General features: G+C 46.1%; 17 protein-coding genes and 1 pseudogene. 7 read left to right on the top strand and 11 right to left on the bottom strand.

The features are described from left to right. Positions 1 to 4: 4 nt before the first annotated feature. Positions 5 to 982: an ABC transporter substrate-binding protein gene (locus tag P3L57_RS04485; RefSeq protein ID WP_044163716.1), complete on the top strand. Its 978-nt coding sequence runs from the start codon at positions 5 to 7 to the stop codon at positions 980 to 982. Positions 983 to 999: 17 nt separating this feature from the next. Here the strand turns inward: P3L57_RS04485 and mprF are convergent, their stop codons facing one another. Then, a complete protein-coding gene (mprF, locus tag P3L57_RS04480) occupies positions 1,000 to 3,570 on the bottom strand; it encodes a bifunctional lysylphosphatidylglycerol flippase/synthetase MprF (protein WP_059291611.1) in 2,571 nt (856 codons plus the stop codon). A 172-nt stretch (positions 3,571 to 3,742) separates the two neighbouring features. Here mprF and P3L57_RS04475 point away from each other — a divergent pair, with 172 nt between their 5' ends. Continuing rightward, on the top strand, positions 3,743 to 4,225 hold the full coding sequence (locus P3L57_RS04475) for a MarR family transcriptional regulator (protein ID WP_059291612.1): 483 nt from the start codon (positions 3,743 to 3,745) through the stop codon (positions 4,223 to 4,225). A 113-nt stretch (positions 4,226 to 4,338) separates the two neighbouring features. Next, positions 4,339 to 5,895, top strand: coding sequence for an MFS transporter (locus tag P3L57_RS04470; protein WP_069487588.1), 1,557 nt, complete (start codon positions 4,339 to 4,341; stop codon positions 5,893 to 5,895). Here P3L57_RS04470 and bstA read toward each other — a convergent pair. Continuing rightward, the gene (gene bstA / locus P3L57_RS04465; protein WP_044163708.1) at positions 5,892 to 6,428 is read right to left on the bottom strand and encodes a bacillithiol transferase BstA; all 537 of its coding nucleotides are present in this window, start codon (positions 6,426 to 6,428) and stop codon (positions 5,892 to 5,894) included. The genes P3L57_RS04470 and bstA overlap by 4 nt on opposite strands. 128 nt (positions 6,429 to 6,556) lie before the next feature. Here bstA and P3L57_RS04460 point away from each other — a divergent pair, with 128 nt between their 5' ends. Further along, the gene (locus P3L57_RS04460) at positions 6,557 to 7,810 is read left to right on the top strand and encodes an MFS transporter (protein ID WP_069487589.1); all 1,254 of its coding nucleotides are present in this window, start codon (positions 6,557 to 6,559) and stop codon (positions 7,808 to 7,810) included. Continuing rightward, the gene (locus tag P3L57_RS04455; RefSeq protein WP_044163704.1) at positions 7,776 to 8,393 is read left to right on the top strand and encodes a TetR/AcrR family transcriptional regulator; all 618 of its coding nucleotides are present in this window, start codon (positions 7,776 to 7,778) and stop codon (positions 8,391 to 8,393) included. Before P3L57_RS04460 ends, P3L57_RS04455 begins: the two co-directional genes overlap by 35 nt. A gap of 36 nt (positions 8,394 to 8,429) precedes the next feature. On the opposite strand, the gene P3L57_RS04450 is transcribed toward P3L57_RS04455, so the two are convergent. Further along, on the bottom strand, positions 8,430 to 9,518 hold the full coding sequence (locus tag P3L57_RS04450; protein ID WP_069487590.1) for an acyltransferase family protein: 1,089 nt from the start codon (positions 9,516 to 9,518) through the stop codon (positions 8,430 to 8,432). 560 nt (positions 9,519 to 10,078) lie between these two features. Continuing rightward, positions 10,079 to 10,711 carry an esterase EstB gene (gene estB, locus P3L57_RS04445; RefSeq protein WP_069487591.1) on the bottom strand — a complete coding sequence of 211 codons (633 nt, stop codon included), beginning with the start codon at positions 10,709 to 10,711 and terminating at the stop codon, positions 10,079 to 10,081. Between the two features lie 390 nt (positions 10,712 to 11,101). On the opposite strand from estB, the gene P3L57_RS04440 reads away from it, so the two are divergent. Beyond that, positions 11,102 to 11,671, top strand: a complete 570-nt coding sequence (locus tag P3L57_RS04440) for a PadR family transcriptional regulator (RefSeq protein WP_069487592.1) — start codon at positions 11,102 to 11,104, stop codon at positions 11,669 to 11,671. 36 nt (positions 11,672 to 11,707) lie between these two features. After that, positions 11,708 to 12,308 (top strand): annotated as a pseudogene (locus tag P3L57_RS04435) (GNAT family N-acetyltransferase). A 32-nt stretch (positions 12,309 to 12,340) separates the two neighbouring features. Here P3L57_RS04435 and lnrN read toward each other — a convergent pair. From lnrN to catD, 7 genes are all read right to left on the bottom strand, one after another. After that, positions 12,341 to 13,498 (bottom strand): linearmycin resistance permease LnrN, encoded by a 1,158-nt coding sequence (gene lnrN, locus P3L57_RS04430; protein ID WP_059353369.1) that lies wholly within the window; start codon positions 13,496 to 13,498, stop codon positions 12,341 to 12,343. A gap of 14 nt (positions 13,499 to 13,512) precedes the next feature. Further along, positions 13,513 to 14,703 carry a linearmycin resistance permease LnrM gene (lnrM, locus tag P3L57_RS04425; protein WP_059291619.1) on the bottom strand — a complete coding sequence of 397 codons (1,191 nt, stop codon included), beginning with the start codon at positions 14,701 to 14,703 and terminating at the stop codon, positions 13,513 to 13,515. A gap of 11 nt (positions 14,704 to 14,714) precedes the next feature. After that, entirely contained in the window at positions 14,715 to 15,650 is a 936-nt protein-coding gene (locus P3L57_RS04420) for an ABC transporter ATP-binding protein (RefSeq protein WP_059291620.1), read from the bottom strand. Positions 15,651 to 15,793: 143 nt separating this feature from the next. Then, a complete protein-coding gene (lnrK, locus tag P3L57_RS04415; protein WP_059291621.1) occupies positions 15,794 to 16,456 on the bottom strand; it encodes a two-component system response regulator LnrK in 663 nt (220 codons plus the stop codon). Then, positions 16,453 to 17,655: a sensor histidine kinase gene (locus tag P3L57_RS04410; RefSeq protein WP_083244576.1), complete on the bottom strand. Its 1,203-nt coding sequence runs from the start codon at positions 17,653 to 17,655 to the stop codon at positions 16,453 to 16,455. Before P3L57_RS04410 ends, lnrK begins: the two co-directional genes overlap by 4 nt. A 291-nt stretch (positions 17,656 to 17,946) precedes the next feature. Beyond that, positions 17,947 to 18,804 carry a catechol 2,3-dioxygenase gene (catE, locus tag P3L57_RS04405; protein WP_069487593.1) on the bottom strand — a complete coding sequence of 286 codons (858 nt, stop codon included), beginning with the start codon at positions 18,802 to 18,804 and terminating at the stop codon, positions 17,947 to 17,949. A 17-nt stretch (positions 18,805 to 18,821) separates the two neighbouring features. Next, positions 18,822 to 19,226, bottom strand: a complete 405-nt coding sequence (catD, locus tag P3L57_RS04400; RefSeq protein WP_044163684.1) for a DoxX family oxidoreductase CatD — start codon at positions 19,224 to 19,226, stop codon at positions 18,822 to 18,824. Positions 19,227 to 19,308 lie beyond the last annotated feature (82 nt).

Genomic DNA, 19,308 nt, shown 5'->3' with positions numbered 1-19,308 from the left:
AAAGATGAAAAAGCACATCAGCATGCTATTTGTATTACTTATGGCCGTTATGGTGCTTTCTGCCTGTAATAGTTCAGAAAGTTCAAGTAACAGCGAGGGGTCAAGCAGCAAAACAAGAACGGTTAAACATGCAATGGGGACATCAGACAACATTCCAGCCCATCCAAAACGGATTGTCGTCTTAACAAATGAAGGAACAGAGGCGCTTTTAGCGCTTGGCATTAAACCCGTCGGGGCCGTGAAGTCATGGAAGGGCGACCCGTGGTATGACTACCTGAAAGACGATATGGAAGGTGTTAAAAACGTCGGGCTAGAAACTGAACCGAATGTGGAAGCCATCGCGGAATTAAAGCCTGATTTGATTATTGGAAATAAAGTGCGCCAAGAAAAGATTTATGATCAGTTAAATGCGATTGCGCCCACGGTTTTTGCTGAATCTTTAGCCGGGAACTGGAAGGATAACCTGACTCTTTATGCCGACGCGGTAAATAAGGCGGACAAAGGCAAAGAAGTCATTGCCGATTTTGATAAGCGCGTTGCCGATATGAAAGATAAGCTTGGCGATCAGACAAAGAAAACTGTGTCTGTTGTACGCTTTCTGTCCGGCGAGTCAAGAATCTATTATAAGGATTCATTCTCTGGCATTATTCTAGACCAGCTGGGTTTTAAACGTCCTGAAAAGCAAGTGGAGCTATTCAAGAAACAAAAGGACCAATTCACGTTCTCAACAGACAGCAAAGAATCCATTCCCGATATGGATGGCGATGTGCTTTTTTATTTCACTTATAAAGCCGATAATGCAAAAGATAATGAAAAATGGGCCAATCAGTGGACGAGCAGTTCACTATGGAAAAACCTCAAGGCTGTGAAATCAGGGAACGCCCATGAGGTCGATGACGTCGTGTGGACAACCGCAGGCGGAATCAAAGCCGCAAACTATCTGCTTGACGATATTGAAACGTATTTCTTAAAGTCTAAATAAAAAAGAACTCCGTCTGTTTAGACGGAGTCTTTTTTGCTTTTGCCGATCAGACGCGTGACGAGGAACATGGTGACAGAAAGAGATCTGTTTTTCCGATACGCCAAGTATTTTCCGCGCCATTCGGGTTTGTATTTTTCTTTAAATGCCCGGAGCCCGCTGAAACTGTACATGTACCGAACATTATTAAAAATGACAGCCGCGAAGCGTTCAGACCAGAAGGATGTAAAGGCTGTGCCGACATTGGCCAAGGGCGCCATACCCATGTTAAATGACGTGCACCCCTCCTCCTTCGCCCATAAAAACATGCGGATGAACAATGCATCCATAATACCGTTCGGGGCGTCGCTGCGATAGCGCATCAGATCGACCGAGATTTCGCCTTCCTGATACATTGGCATGATATTGGCGAAAGCGACAATGTCCCCTTCGGCATTTTTCATATAGGCGATCGGTGCTCTCTGTAAATATGACGGATCAAAGAACCCGAGCGAAAAGCCCTTCTCCTTTTTCGAGCCGAGCCATTCATCGGAGATTTGTTTGAGCTCTTCTAAAAACGCTTCTGAAAATGGAGGATGATCTACATGGAAAGTATATTCCTCCCGTTCAAACCGGTTATTGATCGCCCGCAGGCCGGCTTTTTTCTTCCCTGATATGGTAAACGTGTTTAAATCCACATAGGCTTCCTCGCCAAGTTTAAAAAAGTTATAGCCAAAATCGTGGTACAGCGCCATGTCCTCTCGTTCGATTTGATAGAACAGAACACTGAACCCCTTTTGATGTGCTTCGTTAAGAAATTCTTCGAGCACAAGCGGGAACGACTCCTTTTGGCCGGACGGATCGCCGAGCACGACCAGTCGTCTTGCGATTTTCCCAAACAGAAGCAATGCATTGCCGTCGCTAGAGAAATAAAAGCGCTTATCTCCCAGAAAGCCGAGATGGCTGAGCGCGTTGCCGCCTTTTTCATTCAAAAACTCAGCAAGACGTTCTGGATTAGCTTTTTCCCCAATTGGTTTGGTTTTCTTATGATACACCACTGTAAAAATAAAGAAGAACAGCGGAACGGCAATGATTGCCATGATGGTCGCATGTGTAATATGGGAAGTGCTGTGGACGAAATATTCGTGGCGCAGCACCTTTTTCATCCGATCCCAGATGAAGCTTGCGATAATGTTATAGTTAAACAGCGCCACAGTAAACAGGGCCGCAGCGAAAATCATTTGCCCGAGCGTATAGGAAGCCTGTTCTCTGACAAATTGTTTTTTCAGCAGCACAAGCAAGACGATGATAATCGGCAATATGAATATTGCACTGATATTGAGCCCTTTTAAAAAGCTGAAAACAAATCCGCCGACAAGTGCTGTAATCGCCATTGTATAGGACCGTTTTGTCCGTTTATAAAGCTCGATCGGCAATATCAGCAAAATGAGCGCTGAGCTTAAGGACAGCCCGTTGAACAGCAAAAGGACCGGACGGGGAATGTGCGGAATGACTGTCAGCCGATCAATCGGCAGTGACACCGACGCAAGGACAATGAGACCGGCTACGAACACAATGAGTGAAAGCGATCCCTGTAAAATCCTCACTAACATGGCCCGCTGTACGACAAGCAGCACGTTTGTCGTTTCGATAGCCGGCGCAATTCGCGGGTTCGTTTCAAGCCGTTTCATCGTACTTTCGGTCAGATCGCCGGCAGCAAAGAACAGTCCCAAAACGAACGGGATAAATGAGTAGACGAGCCGGTACAGCACAATCGACGTCACAATGGCTTCCTGATGGTAGCCAAGCTGCTCCATTCCGAGCAAAAACAAAAGGTCAAACGAGCCGAAGCCGCCCGGAACAAGACTGATCATGCCTCCGATTGCCGCAATCACAAATACCCCGAACACATACCTGATGTCAGCATGAATTCCCATGGCGAACAGAGACAGATAGATTACGATTCCAGCCATAAGCCATTCTGCAACGGAAGCACCCATATAAGCGAAAATCGGATTTTTCACTTTGTCTGCGCCCTCTTCATCCCCTGCTTTGCGGCCTTTTCGTTTAGCCGCCGCCAAAGAGATCGGCACAATCAGCGCGAAGCCGATAACAACCGCCCACAGCCATGGTTTTTCATTGATGACTTCATCCACGGGCAGCAATCTTGCGACAACGAAAATGCTGAAAACTGAAAGGCCGAGCAGCATAGAGGATGTAAGCCAGGCAATTCCCTTCACCAGCGCTTTATGGTCTTTTGTATGCTCCTTATAAAACATCATTCTTAACCCGACTCCGGCTAACCCTCCGAAGCCAAGGACATTATTAAATGAATTGGCAATCCAGGATACTCTGAACACCTTTCCGTTTGTGATCGAAAGGCGCAGCGAATATTTAAGAACGTAATCATATAGTGACATGGCCGCAACAGCAAGCAGGCCGATGAGCACAAGAATGAATAAGTCGGTCCGCTCCAGCCCGTTGATTACCATAAGCGTTCGTTTGAATGACAGGTTTGTCAATTCTTTTTTCGACTGATAAAACACAAATAGTAAAACAGCAACAGGAAAAACGATTTTTAAAATTGATAAAGCATTCTTTTTAATCAGCAATGGTCTCTCCAATCATATACAGTTCGATATTTCTTTCCCCAATAATCTCCAACTCATTATACACTACCGCTATTTTTCGGACAAAGTCTCATCTGCGGTTTATGCTGACTTTCTTTCAGCGGTTAAAATCGAGTAATATGGTAAGAGGAGCGAATGACGAGGAAGTGATCAAATGGAATATAACTTACATGATACAACAGTATTAAACGAAAATATTCTTTCATCTGAGGAACGTGAAATTTGGGTGCTTTATATGAAAGTCTTAACATCTGCCGGGCTCGGTGATGTGTCTGAGTGGATGAAGCTGGATATGAGCATGCCGCAAATGAAAGTGCTCATGCTTTTAAACAATCACGGAACGCTGAAGGTCAGTGACATTGCAGAGAAAATGGGGGCTTCCCTGTCAAATACAACCGGGCTGCTTGACCGCCTTGAGAAATCCGGCTTTGTTAAACGCTCACACTCTGAAGAGGACCGCCGTTCAGTGGTTGTTCATTTAACGGAGGATGCGAAAAATATTTTTCGCGGGCTTTATCAAAAGGGCCATATGAAATTGAAGCGTTCCTTGGAAATGCTGTCTCCTGATGAAAAGCAAGCTGTTTCCAAAGGGCTTTCTATTCTTTCCAGAGCGCTGGAGCAGGCTAAAAAAGAATAATGTCAGCGAAGTCTGTCCTCACGCAAACTGCGGAGGCAGACTTTTTTCATTTGACATTTGGTTCATTTTAAATGAATAATATATTCCGAGTGAAGTAAAAGGAGCTGATGAATATGCATAAGGCATTGGCAGATCAAAAAAGCCAAAAGTGGGCGATCAGCCTGTTTACCATCGGTGTGTTTATGGCTGCGCTTGATAACGGGATCATCTCCGCTGCGCTGACCACGATAAACGAATCATTTGCCGTTTCTCCGTCTTGGGGTTCATGGGGCATTACGCTTTATACGCTCGGTCTCAGCGTCAGTGTGCCGATCGTCGGAAAGCTTTCCGACCGCTACGGCAGAAAAAAGCTGTTTCTTATTGAAGTTGGCCTTTTCGGGCTTGGTTCTTTGCTTGTCGCTTTAAGCCAAAGCTTTCCGCTATTTCTTATCTCACGGCTGATTCAGGCGCTTGGAGGCGGCGGGATATTCATCATCGGAAGTTCTCACGTCCTTGCTACACTTCCAAAGGAAAAGCAAGGGAAGGCCCTTGGTTTGCTAGGGGCGATGAACGGGATGGCTGCTGTGCTCGGACCCAATATCGGAAGCTTTCTGCTTGATTGGACCGGGTCATGGCATTGGCTGTTTTTGATTAACCTGCCGATTGCAGTGCTGCTGGTTGTTTTCGGTGCATTTTTTATTGTGGAAACCAAAGCGCCGGAGGCCAAACGTCTCGACACGGCCGGAATTTTTCTTCTGTCCTTGTCAATTTTGGCTGTCATGTACGGCATGACAAACCTTGACGGGGCAAATCTCTTAAAAAGCCTGGGAGATCCTGAGGTTTATGGATGTATTGTTTTCGGTATTTTTTGTTTTGCGGCGCTCGTATGGTTTGAGAAGCGGATGGAAATGCGCGGGGGCGATCCCATTCTGGCGTATTCTTTACTTCGGAATCACATGTTTCAGCGAACGCTTATCATCGGTTTGCTATCCGGGGGCCTCTTGGCGGCGGTTATTTTTATTCCGTCATATGTTGAGCAATATTTAGGCATTCCTGCCGCAAAAGCGGGCTATTGGATGACACCTCTTGCCTTAGCTTCCGGAATCGGCGCTTGGCTTGGCGGAGCGCTCACCGACAAAAAAGGACCGGTGAAAACTGTTGTGCTTTCAGGAATTATTTCATGTGCGGGATTTGCTTTATTTCCGCTTTGGGTGACGGAAAAATGGGAGTTTGTCATTGCAAGCGTGGCGGCCGGCATCGGTTTTGGCTTTCTGCTAGGCGCTCCGCTGAATGTTCTTGTATCAGAAGCAGCTAAAGCGAATAAGGGCACGGCGCTCGGCACGCTTTCATTAGTAAGGCAAATCGGACTGACATTGGCGCCTACTCTTTATGCAGGTTTTATCACAGCAGGGTTTGACCAAATCGGCGATGAAATCAGCAGCCGCTTATCAGACAGCGGACAGTCAGGGAAGGCTATGCAAATGATTCCCGAGATCGACAGTTCAGATGTTTCTTCTTTACAAGAACAGATCGAACGCATTCCTGTGCCTGAAGTCAAAACTGCGATAAGCGATGCCATTCATGCCAGTGTTGCCAGCGGCTATGATCATTTATATGCGGCGGCGGCTGTGATTTCTCTGCTGGTGGTTGCAGCAATCAGTCTCCCGGCTTTCCGCCGGCAAAAGCGTTAAGACCACCCCATCCGTTTGGAAAGCTCCGTAATATGAGCGATATGGTGATGTGAGTGCCAGACATACAGCCCGAGCGCGTTCTCTAGGGTAATGACCTCTTTTGTATCGGGATGGTAAAATCCGCGCTGAAATTGCTGATCTGTCAGAGTGCGAAGAAGAGCTGTCCATCTTCCGTGAAGCTCCTGCAAAAGCGCGAGTGAACCGCTCGGCTCCGCTGTTTTGGAGTCTTCAAGCTCCGACCATGCTTTTTCATCATACGGACGGATGGCCGGCGTCTCTTCTGTCAAGCTTAATTTAAAACGGATATAGCTATTCATATGACTGTCAGCCAGATGATGAACAACTTGCCGGACGGTCCATCCCCCGTCTCGGTACGGTGTATCAAGCTGGCTGTCCGTCATTCCTTCAACCGCTTGCTTCAGCTTAACCGGCACTTCCTCCAGCACTTGAATCCATTCTTCTTTCTGCTCGTTTGATATGAATTTCCTAGGTTTGTACTCTCCTATCGGATAGCTTAGATTGGCTGTTGACATGCGCATCTCCCTCCTGAATGCTTTATTCAATCTTTATTATTTTACAAGAAAACGATTGTTTATTGTGTTATTTTCCCATACAATAAAAACGACACTAGTGTCACTTTTATAAACAGGAGGAGAAAACTATGGGTCAATCATTGTTTTGGAGAAATAAAGGGCTGATGACGCTGTTAGCCTCGCAAACGATTTCTTCCCTTGGCGACTGGCTGCACATTTTGGCCGTCTTAACATTAGCCGCCTTTCAGCTGGATGCTTCTTCACTGGATATGTCTTTTTTAATGATGTCATATGCACTGCCTGTCATTGTTCTCGGCCCCGTATCGGGTGTGCTTGCAGATCGATTTGACAGAAAAATGATCATGTTTCTGTCTGAAATCGGTCGCACCCTCACCGTTATCAGCTGTGTTTATGTCAGTGAGCTTTGGCAGCTTTACGTATTGCTCAGCCTTCAGAGCTGTTTTTCTTCATTGTTTTCACCTTCTAAAAACGGTAAGCTTAAGGAATTGACATCAGAAGCTTTTCTTCAGCAGGCCGTTTCTATCAGCAGCATCATCGATAACACTGCAAAAATTTCCGGTCCCGCGCTTGGCGGCATAATGGTCGCCGCAGTCTCCATTCATTCCGTTTTCTTCATCAACGCGGGCGCTTTTCTTCTATCTGCTGTCATTTTGTTTTTGCTTCCGAGAGATGCATTTCAGCAAACATCCAATACACCTCAAGACAAAACATCAGCACTTGCTTCTATAAAAGAAGGTTTTCTATTTATGAAACAGACACCTCTTCTATTGACGGGCTTGTTCACGGCTTGCTTTGTTCTCTTCATATTGCAGATAGGCGATTCACAGGCTATTATTCTCATCCGCTCTTTTCCCGGTGCGCCGCCCGAACTTGCAGGATGGTGCATGGCCGTAAGCGGGGCCGGCATGTTGCTGACGGCGGTCACTGTAGGGAAAAGGCGAATTTCCTCTTATCTGCTTTATTTCACACTAGGGGCTTGTCTGCTTGGAATAGCAACTGGATGTGTGCCATTTCTGGGAGGCCTCGGAATTGTCGGCACAGCACTTTTTATCTTCTCTTTTTTCATCATGGGAGCAGCTTTCGGGCTCGTTCATATCCCGTTTCAAATTCTTGTTCAGACGTCCGTGCCTGTTGATTATAGCGGCAGAGTGTTTGGCGCTATTCAGAGCATGACGACTCTCGCCTCCATTCTCGGCATGGCGGGCGGGGGCGTGCTGGCCGAATTGATCGGCGTATCTCTTGCTTTTCTGATCTGTGGCTGCTTGCTGATTGCGGCCGGGTTGACTACACTTATAGGTAAGAAAATGGCAGAAAGCAGGCGATATTTTGTCACCGAAAGTAACAAAGGAGCACAAAGATAAACGGCAAGCGGAGATTTTAGAAGCCGCCAAAACCGTTTTTAAACGAAAAGGATTTGAATTAACGACAATGAAGGACGTTGTGGAAGAATCGAGCTTCAGCAGAGGCGGCGTCTATCTTTATTTTTCCAGTACAGAAGAGATGTTTCGCCGCATCATTGAGGCCGACCTCGATGAAGGGCTCCGAAAGCTGGATGAATCAGCTGAAAATCGAAGTGTCTGGGAGACTATTACCAGCTACCTCGATGGACTGACTGAAGGCCTGCGTGGAGCGGCGGATACATTGGCGCCGGTACAATTTGAATATTTGGTGACGGCTTGGCGCAATGAAGAACGGCGCGAGTATTTGGAGAAGCGTTATGATCTTTTTGTGACAAGGTTTTCGAAGCTTTTGCAAAAAGGAATCGATCAAGGGGAATTTCAGCCGCTGCAGCCTCTGGCGACGATTACTAAGTTTTTTCTTAATGTGAACGATGGCATCATCCAGAACGCGCTTTATTTCAATGAAGATAAAGCTGATGTATCAGGAATGGCTGAAGCAGCTAAACTGTATTTAAAAACAGTATTGCAAGTGAATGAAACATAAAAATCACGGCAGGAACGTTTCTCCTGCCGTGATTTTTCAGCCTGCGTGGTCTCGCACTTCCATTTTTACTTTTCGCCTCTTCGGCTGATAGATTTTCCCTACAAACAAATATCCATATTTAAACTTGTTCAGTGCCCAGGATGTCAGGATCGGGCCCGCTGTGCAGACGGCAAACAGCAAGAAAACGGCCGGCACGGCGGGAATGTCTGGCATATTTAACAGCAAAACATAGCCAATGATCATAAAATAAGCGTGCAGCAGATAAATCGAAAAGGAATAGTTACTGATAAACATAATGATTTTCGGCACCTGCTTTATGTTAGAAAACAGGTGAAAGCACAGGAAAATCATACTTGTTGAATAAAGCATGATGTCAGGCCGCTTTGAGCTGATCATGCCGACCTCTCCGAAATAAGAAACAGCCACAACCAACGCGGCGGACCCGACCGCAGCGCCGTATACCCACCAGCGGTATTGATTCAGCAGCGCTAAAAACCGCTTGTACTCTTTTCCGCAGTAATAAGCGAGACAAAAGTAGAAAAGCCAGCCTGCAAACGGAACCCAGAAGAACGGAAATGAACCGCCTTGTTCAGAAGCGGGTGCCGGACTGTCTGCTGAGAAATAGCCCAAATAAGCGGCTGTCACCACAAACGAAACAGACAGCACCCATTTTGGCGATGCTTTTTTCAAATACTCATGAAAGAGCATGTGCAGGATATAAAATTGGAAGATGACAAGAATGAAATATCCGATAAAGTTTCCTAAAAATACGTTTTCCAGATATTTCTGCACAAACGCCAGAAAAGTCAGCTTTCCCCCCATTGCACTGGCCATCAGCAAGGCATCAATGGCTGCGATAAACAAAAAGGGAATAAAAATCACTTTTCCTCTCTTCTTCAAAAATCCCTCCGGCACCCCGTCAGGATAAGAACGCGCCAGCAAAAACTCAGAGATAAAAATGAAAGCAGGCGTGCTGAACATCAGGAGTGTGCGCAAAGAATCAACCGTGTGAGAAATATCAGCAAGTGCTTCCGCCTGAAGCATCAGGACCATTGAAATGATATGGAGCAAGACGACACTTAAGCACGAAATGCAGCGGATCATAAAAATTTCTTTAATTTGCATAACAGCGCTCCTTTTATTTCAAATTTATAGAAATTGATGGTTGTACCATAACACACCTGCTTCAATTGAAAAAAGTGCCTGATTTCTTATCTTTCAGTATGCACGAACGACTAAGACCCATAAAAACCCATAACTTTTTGACATACCGCCCTCAGCCATTTGTCCCGTGCAGCCGGGCTGCTATGCTTGACGCGCGGGTACAGTGTCCTGTTCACTTTTTTGATTCCGCAAAATTGCAAAATGCCTTTTTGATAGTAATCTAATCCGCGATTTGCCTCGGCATCCACGAGTGAAATTACCAAAAAAGCCGGCGTTGCGGAAGGGACCATTTGTCATGAAGGCGGCGGCTCCCGCATTAGCGAAAAGCTTCAAACAAAGAAGGATTAGAGCAGGATTATCCGTTATATGAAGTATTCATTCCGGAAGTGCTGAATAACTGTATTAGAACTTACAAAAAGGTCAGTTTTCGTTCCGACTTTCTGCTCTTTTCAACCTGCCAGAAAACAAAAAACCTGCTGTAACTGAACAGCAGGTTTTAACATAGCGCATATCTTGAAGCATTAGTTCGTATTTAGTCCCCCGCCATTCAATCCTTCTTTGATATAGGCGTTGACTTGGCTATTAGAAAGCAATCCAATATGTCCAATGCCATACAGCTGGATGTTTCTGGCTCCCTGTAATCGAGACAAGCTATTGATTACAATTTGATCATTGAGACTGTAAATAGATGTATAGAGGATCTTTTGATTAGGATCTGTACCCGGCAGCGCCGTTGATGACACTAAACCATTAGCCCCTCCAAGCGTGACAACATTTTGAATCTTATTGCCCCCGCCTAAATATTTAATATAGTACAGCGTATTGGCGCCTCCCATACTATGAGCCACAATATCTACTTTTTTTGCCCCCGTCTCTTTTAAAACACGGTCAACATATGCTGCAAGCTGCGGGCCGTTATTTAAGTTATTCCCTGTTTTATCATAAAAATCAATTGCATACAGTTTATTGCTTTGCCAGCCCTGAGAGATTAAGTAATTTTTAATAGCAAAAAAATTGTATGATGCACCGCTAATCCCATGAACAAGAACAACAGGGTTATGTGCTGTTTCCGCCTTTGCACTTGAAGGCGGAGCTGCTAGAATAGACAAAATCATTGATAGACAAATAGATGATGCAATAAGTAATCTTTTCATTTTCCGTTTCTCCTCAATCATGTATTTACCAGAATGATTATACAGTTAAATTTAAACTTGGTAAATATAAACTTATCAGAATCTTCAATTTCATTATTATTTTGATGAAAGCATAAATTTTTCTATTGGCAGTTGTCTTCCATACACTCGAAAGAAACTTGAAAGGACTATAAGCGTAAGGGGACATGCGGTTGTGTTCCCAGTCTCCCTTTCCTATAATATAGGGAACAGATGAAAGCTAGACATGAGAATAGATGGCATTCACTATTTTGTATAAGAATTCACATTTGTTTTTGCCGGTATAAGAGAAAAGAACGATCCGATTTTGCGGCGGCAGGGCATTTAAAAAGTTTCTTTTTTGCAAAAACAGCCATAGACACGGAGGACAGCATGAGAGTATTAAAATACGCCATATTAGGGCTTTTACGAAAAGGCGAATTGAGCGGATATGATATTACAAGTTATTTCAAAGCGGAGCTCGGCCAGTTTTGGAGCGCCAAGCACAGCCAGATTTATCCGGAGCTCAAAAAACTGACAGATGAAGGCTTTATCACATTCCGGACAACGATTCAGGGCACAAAACTTGAGAAAAAAATGTATACCCTGACAGACAGCGGAAAACAAGAGCTTCACGTGTGGCTGACCCGCCACCACCCTATTCCGGAAACAGTGAAGGATGAATTTATGCTGAAGGCTTATTTCATTTCTTCTCTGTCACGCCAGGAGGCAGCCGCCTTGTTTACAGACCAGCTGCTGAAGCGCAAGGACAAGCTCGCTGATCTGCAAGGAAGTTATGAAAAGCTAATGGCCTCAGCGGAGCCGATGCCGATGTCGTTTTCTTCACCGGATTTCGGCCACTATCTGGTACTGACAAAAGCGCTGGAACGGGAGAAGAATTACGTATCCTGGCTGGAGCATATTTTAGCCATGATACAAGAGGATACCCAGGAGCGGCCTTAAAGGCTGCTCCGCTACTCTTATGCAGGAGGACGTCAAATGAATGTGACATTGAATGAATTAATGGGCAAACAGATCCGAGTGGTGCCGATGGACAGGAGCCATATTCAAGGTTTATATGAAGCGGCAAATAAATGAAAGAATTTGGACCCATTTGCCGAAAACGATTGAAACCGCATATGATATGGAGGACTTTGTTGAGGAAGCATTGCATCATAAAAAATCCGGAACAGAATTTCCTTTTGTGATGTTTCATCGTGAAACCGGCAAAATCGTCGGCATGACTCGTTTTCTGTATATATCGCCTGACAGCAGAAGCCTGGAGATCGGCTGGACGTGGTTTCATCCTTCGGTATGGGGCACAGCCGTCAATACTGAGTGCAAATATTTACTTTTACAGTATTGCTTTGAACAGATGAACACCATTCGGGTGCAGTTTAAAACAGATGAACGGAATATCAGATCCCAAAAGGCGATAGAACGATTGGGAGCAGTGAAAGAAGGAATATTACGAAATCAAATGATCAGAAAAGACGGAACATTTCGTCACTCCGTCTTTTACAGTATTATCGAAAGTGACTGGCCGTCCGTCAAACAACACTTGGAACAAAGACTGAACCTGACAGAACACACGATATAATGATAAAAGCATCTGCCCGGAGGCGGATGCTTTTACGTTCGGAGCGCTTTCAGCCCCGCTGTGAAGGTCACGGCGGCAAAAGCAAGCAAGATGCCGCAAATGCCGAGTATATCCGTAATGGTTGCCCCGTTAGCGATAATGTCTGTCAGTCCGCTCATCGCCCACTTTTGCGGGAGAAAGTCAGCAATGGACTGCATCAGCTTCGGCTCAATTTCTATCGGCCAATACATTCCGCTCACCATACACGTCGCAATAACGAACAAGTTGCCGAAAGCAAGCTGCTGCTCTGGTGTTCTGACATTGGCAGCAATCATCAGCCCGATGCCCACGACTGCAAACAGAAAAAAGGATACTAACACGATCAGTGCAGCCGGATTGCCCCAGCTGATTCCGAACAGCCAATGGGATGCGAGAAGCAGCATTCCAAATTGGATCCAGCCTATCACAAAGAACGACAGCACATACCCCGCTCCGATTTCCGCGCGGCTGACAGACGCGGTGAGCAGTCTCGGCCAGACGCCATTTTTCCGCGCTTCTAATATCGTGCCCGCTGCCCCCATCATTGTCAGCATCACAAACAGAATGGAAAAGCCTGCAGCTCGTGAAGCTGTGTCACTTACGCCCTTGCCTTCTTTTTTATCATTAAGAGATTCCCGTTTTACAGCTGGGGCGCTATCTCCATGATCTTTGGCGATTACCGTTTTATAAGCCGATTTCCAGCTTTCCCCCGCCGCCTCGGCCGCAGTTTTTGCCGCGGTTACCTGAATGTTGAGCTTTGCCAGCTTGCTTTCGGCATACTGTTTAGCGACTGGCGCCTCTGTCAGCTCTGGACCGTGGCTGAAGACCAGCTCCGGCTTCTCTCCTTTTTCCAGCTTCTCTTGGAAAGTGCGGGAAAGGGTGATGACTCCGGCAATTTTCTTTTGTTTCAGTTTTTCTGAGGCTTTGCTTTTAGACATCGTTTGAAATGTATACATGTCATCATGTTGCTTGAGTTCCCGGATATAATGCTGTGAAAGAAGCGTGTCATCCTGATCGACGATCGCAAGCCGCACCTTATCATCATTTCCGCCGAGCATACCGCCGAATACAAAGGTCAGCAGCAGCGGGGCAGCGAACATCATTAAATAGTTCTGCGGCTTCTTAAAAATGAGAGAAAGCTCAACGCCGCAAATGGCTATGATTTTTTTCACCGTGTTTTACCTCCTTATCTTGTGTGAAGCCTTCTGATGCCAACAGCCAGTGAACAAAGACCGATTGCTGCAAAAAGAAGGACCGGTGTTTGAAGTTCAGCCCAGCCTCCCCCCTCCATTAAGGAAAGAAAGCCCTCGAGCGCCCATCGATTGGGTACCGCCTTTGAAACAGATTGCAGAAAATCCGGAAATTGATAAAACGGAAGCATAGAACCGCCGAGAACGGCAAGCACCTGAATGCCAAAACCCCCCAAAACATCTGCTGACTTCATATCGCTGATGCACGAAGCAAGAAGCATTGAAATGCCGGATACAGCTGCTGCGTAGGAAAGCCCCAGCACGCACACAAACAAGAGATTGTCTCCCCAGTACACATCAAATATATTGATGGTCACAATAAGAAAAATGAAAAATTGTATAATGGCAAACAAATAGGTTCCGAGCCACTTCCCGAAGAGAATGGCGTATTTTTGTGCAGGCGTCATCAGCAGTCTGGCAAGGGTTTCTGTTTCCTTTTCCAGCAAAAATGATTTCGCGCCGACCGTCATATGAAACAGCATAAACATGCAAAGCATTGCCGCCGAATAGTATTGAAAACTGGTAACTTCTTTTGTGCCGACTGATTTCTCCGTAACAGCAAGCCTGGCACCCGCTTCTTTTTCAAGCGTCTTAGCAAGATTTTCTGCAATGAGGGCAGGATTGAGCTTTCCTTGTTTTACAGCTTCCGTCTTGGTGACATATTCCATCGAGGCGGATGCCGCTTCTCGTACCGCCTTGTATTGATCTATAAAAGACACTGCAGCCGTTTCTATGATAGAGCTTTTTAATTCCTGATCAGTGCCAGCATAAACAGCGGCCGGTTTCTTGCCGGATCCCCAATGTGCCGGGACGGCAATTCCGACATCAATTTTCTTTTCCGCCAGCAGCTTTTTCATTTCCTTTTTACTGCTCGCTTCTGTGACCTTGATTATCTTCATTTTTTCAAGTACATCTGTTTTAAACATCTTCGACGCGCCTGACTGATCAGACTGGACATAGCCGACTTTGATTTCATCAATCTCGCTGCCTCCGCCAAGGATTGATCCAAGAGCGGCCCCTAATATGGCTGTTAAGATCAGCGGCATTAGGATAAGCATCATAAACCCTTTTTTGTCCGTGATTCTGATTTTGACATCTTTCCATGCGATCCATATTGCTTTTTTCATCGCCTTCCCTCCTAATCCCGCAATGTGCGGCCTGTCAGATTCAGAAACAGCCGTTCCAGATTCGGTTCCTGAACCTGAAGAGACAGGAGATTCGTTTGATGGGCAGCGGCTTCCGTGAGCAGGCTGGTGACTACTTTCTCATGGTGCGCCGCAGCAACCTCAATTTTGAGCTCTGATTCACTCACTGTTACATCATTCACATAGGCAAGCGAGCGGACAGCAGAAAGAAATCCTTCATCTGCCCCGCTGACAGTCATCTGGATGATCGTGTCTCCTCCAAGACGGCTGCACAAGTCGTTTTTTGTGCCGATCGCAATCATTTCTCCCTGATCAATAATGCCGATCCGGTCACATAAATACTCGACCTCTTCCATGTAATGACTCGTATAGATCACAGTCATGCCTGTTTCGTTGAGCTGTTTGACTGTTTCTAAAATATGATTTCTCGATTGGGGGTCAATGCCGACGGTCGGTTCATCCATGATAAGCAGCTCAGGCTTATGCATAAGGGCGGCGCCGATGTTAATTCTCCGTTTCATTCCGCCGGAGAATGTTTCGATTTTATCTTTAGCCCGCTCAGTAAGCCCTACATATTCAAGGACTTCTGCTGATCTTTTTTTGGCCTCTCCATGCGTGAGTCCATACATTTTTCCCCAAAATACGAGATTTTCTTGAGCCGTCAGTGTCGGGTACAGGGCGATTTCCTGCGGGACGATGCCGATTTTTTGTTTGGCTTTGTTCGTGTCTTTACCGATAGCATACCCGCCGACTGTAATCTCCCCTCCGTCAAGCGGCACAAGTCCGGAAATCATAGAAATGGTTGTGGACTTCCCCGCTCCGTTCGGTCCGAGCAGTCCGAACGACTCACCCTTTTTCAAGGAAAAAGAGATTCCTTTGACAATTGTTTTTTTTCCGTATGCCTTTTTGATATTTTCTGCTTGAAGCACGCTGTTTCACTCCTTTTTTTATCCCATTGCCATTGTAGAAGAGATTGAGGGGTGAAACATGTGGCGCCGGATAGAACATCGGGCATAAAAAAAAGGCCTGTGACAGGCCTTTTCAGGGCAACGCATATGCCAAACGTCATCTATCAAAAGACAGATACGCCATGTCTGACGGAATAAATGGCGGCTTGGGTTCTGTCTCTGACCGACAGTTTGCTGATAATGTTTGACACGTGATTTTTCACTGTTCCTTCTGTAATGTACAGCTTTTCGGCAATTTCTTTATTGTTCAGTCCGTACCCGAGCTCAGTCAGCACTTCCATTTCACGCTCGGTCAGGTCGAGCAGTTCCTTCGGTTTTTCTTTCTCTTCCGTTCCTTTCAGCTGTTTTTCCCGTTTCCATTCATTCAGCATTTGGGCTGTGAGTTCCGGCGGGAGCACCATTCCTCCTGATTGAACAGTCATCACCGCTTTCACAATCGTATCGGCAGACATGTCCTTTAACAGGTACCCGCTTGCCCCTTCTTCAAGCGCTTCGGCAATCAGCTCTGAATCTTTAAAGGTCGTCAGCATCAGCACCTTTACGCCCGGCAGCGAGCTGGTGATCAATTTTGTTCCCTCCACCCCGGTGGACACCGGCATGCGGATGTCCATCAATACGATATCCGGTTCCAGCTCTTTCGCCTTTTCAAAGGCTTCCTGTCCGTTTCGCGCCGTGGCGATGACATCGAGCTCTTGCCGGAGCTGAAGCAGAGACGCCAGCCCTTCTCTGACGATATCCTGATCGTCGGTAATGATGATTTTAATCATGATAAACTCTCCTTTTGCTGTGCGGGCCCAAAGCTCCATTTTTTATTGGCCAAAGAAAATTCCGCCATCACGGTAAATCCTTGATCCCGCTCGCTTTCAAAACGGATCATCCCGCCATGTTCGGCCGCCCGCTTTTTCATATTCAAGAGACCAAATCCCAGCGCGGCCTCAGGATTTCCTTTTCCGTCATCTTTAATCAAAAGACTGACTGTTTCCGGTGAACACGTGAGCTGAATCGAGCAGGCAGTGGCGCCGCCGTGACGTTTTGCATTGGTCAGCGCCTCCTGCACCGTTCTGATCACAGTCGGATGCAGAGACAGCGGGACCAGCGCAGGATCGCCGCTGACCGTCAGTTCAGATGTGACGCCCGCATTTTTGTAAAAGTCTTCTGTCAGTTGTTTTAGCGATTCAATGAATGAGGGATCGTTCTCCGTTTGCAGGGTTCGGACTGATAAGCGGATATCGCCGAGTGCTTCACGGGCGAGCGTTTCACAAACGCCGACTGTCTCATCTGCTTTTCGGCTGTCTCTTTTTTGCCATTCACGCAGAAGCTGCAGCTGGACAAGAAGCGCCGTCATTTTGTGCCCTACTGTATCGTGGATATCCCGTGCCATTCTGTTCCGCTCGTGAATGGCAGTGAGTTCTTCGACCTGCTTCGCATATAAATGCAGCTCCTGGTGTGCTGCTGACAGCGCCCGATGCGAATCTGTCAGTTCCTGAAACTGCTGTTTTGCCGTTTCTTGTGCTTCAAGAAGTTTGCGGATTAATTTGCCGACGACTCCGCAGAACACCACAAATGTCATGCTGGTGATGTGATCCATGACATATTCATTGCCGGCTAGCAGATATGTACGTATGAGGACAATTGAAAACAAAATTGAGCAAAGACATAACAGAAACCATGCCATTTTTCTATTGAACCCGCGCAGAAAAAATGCGACAGCTACCGGGCATAGCATAATAATGAACAAACCATTGCCGGGAAACATGAACCCGAACGAAAAGCCGACCGTAAGATCAATCAGACAAAACCAGACGTCATACTTCTCTGTTTTCAGCAGAAAATGATTGGCTGCATACACGGCAGCTCCTAACGCGATAAATAGATATTCAAACCAGTTATCATCCTTTACAAGGGACAGATACATTGAACAGCTCACCATCAAGGTGAATATTCTTGTAAATAAAAGAGCTTTCACGCTCATCACTCCTATAAGCAATTCCTTTCTTATCATACCTGCCTCCTGTTATTTTTTACAGGTGTTTCTGGAAAATAAAAACCGCATATGAACTTTATGTCATATGCGGCGCTTCCACTTATTTATTCGAATAATGGATGTAAAATGAGGCACCATTTTGCTGTATTTAAAGCGATTGTGCCCGATACAAGATGGTTTCAAACGTCCCCTAACAGGTTGGTTCTCCCATCATAACAAGGCGGACAGAAATAAAAAATCCCTCTGCCGTTTTTTACGGCAAAGGGATGACAGTTAAATCACAAATTTGATATGTGCTCCGGAGACAGGGTCTTTCACAAGAAAATGGTTTTCCGTTTCTTCAAGCGAATATCCAGCGTTTTTGACTCGGTCCGACACACGTTTGAGTTCCTCCTGATGAGGCAGGATAACGGTGTAATAGTCGAGCCCGCTCGCATTTGCCGGCTTAGGTGGCGCATGTTTCCCAGCCCAGATGTTTAAGCCGATATGGTGGTGGTAGCCTCCGGCTGAAATGAAGAGAGCAGACATGCCCGCATAGTCTCCGACAATGTCAAAGCCCAGCACATCTGTGTAAAACGCTTTTGCTTCTTTCAGATCACTGACATGCAGATGAATGTGCCCGATGACCGTACCGTTTGGAAGTGTTGTTTTCCGCTCTTCTCCGGCCTCTTCCAAAAGGCCCTCGATGTCGACAGCAGTTGTTGTCATGACGTAATTTCCTTCACGATCCCGCTGCCAAGTGCTGCGGGGGCGGTCAGCGTACATTTCAATTCCGTTTCCGTCCGGATCAGAGAGATAGAGCGCCTCGCTGACAGCGTGGTCTCCCTGTCCGAGGGCAATCCCGTTTTCAATCAAACGGGCGAGCGCGATACCAAGTTCCTTTCTGTTGGGAAGCAAAATCGCAAAGTGATACAGACCCGTTACCGTGCGTTCAGGCAAGACGACAGCGCTCGGATTTTCTTCCAGAATAAGCAGGGGGCGTTTTCCGTCAGCCGTTAATTCAGCTTGGCGGTCCGTCTTATTCAAGACTTGAAAGCCGATCACGTTGCAGTAAAACTGAAGGGAACGCTCCAGACTGCGGATTGTGAGTTTGACATAGCCAATGGTTGTATCCTCATGAATGCTGGTCATGCTGTATGCCTCTTTTCTTATGCTGATACGTTTCCGTTCTTTTTTGCTTTAAACACGAATGGGTCCAGTGCCAGGAATCTGCTTCCAGTAAGCGCCAGGTGAATGGATGTCAAAAGCAGAAGGTAATCAAATTCCGCATTGCCCATGAATGGCGCTTTCAGCTTCACTGTGATGATGGCGCCGATCAGCGTAAGAGCGAACAGTACACCGACAATACGTGTAGCCAATCCGAAAAAGACGAGCACTCCGCCAACGAGTTCAATCGCTGCGATGACATACGCCATAAAGCTTGGAAGGCCTATGCTGCCGAAAAATTGGATCGTGCCCTCCATTGCCTGAAACTTTGATAAACCGTGAACAAAAAAGATAATACCTGTGATGACTCTTAAAAGTAATGTGCCAATTTCAAATGATTTATTCATTTTTATCCTCCTTGATAAATGTTATCACTTACTTAATGTAAGCTAGTATATATACATAACTTGTTTACGTCAAGTAATTTCG

Source organism: Bacillus sp. B28, from assembly GCF_029536185.1.
GTDB lineage: Bacteria > Bacillota > Bacilli > Bacillales > Bacillaceae > Bacillus > Bacillus halotolerans.
This window is presented reverse-complemented; position numbering and strand designations above follow the sequence as displayed.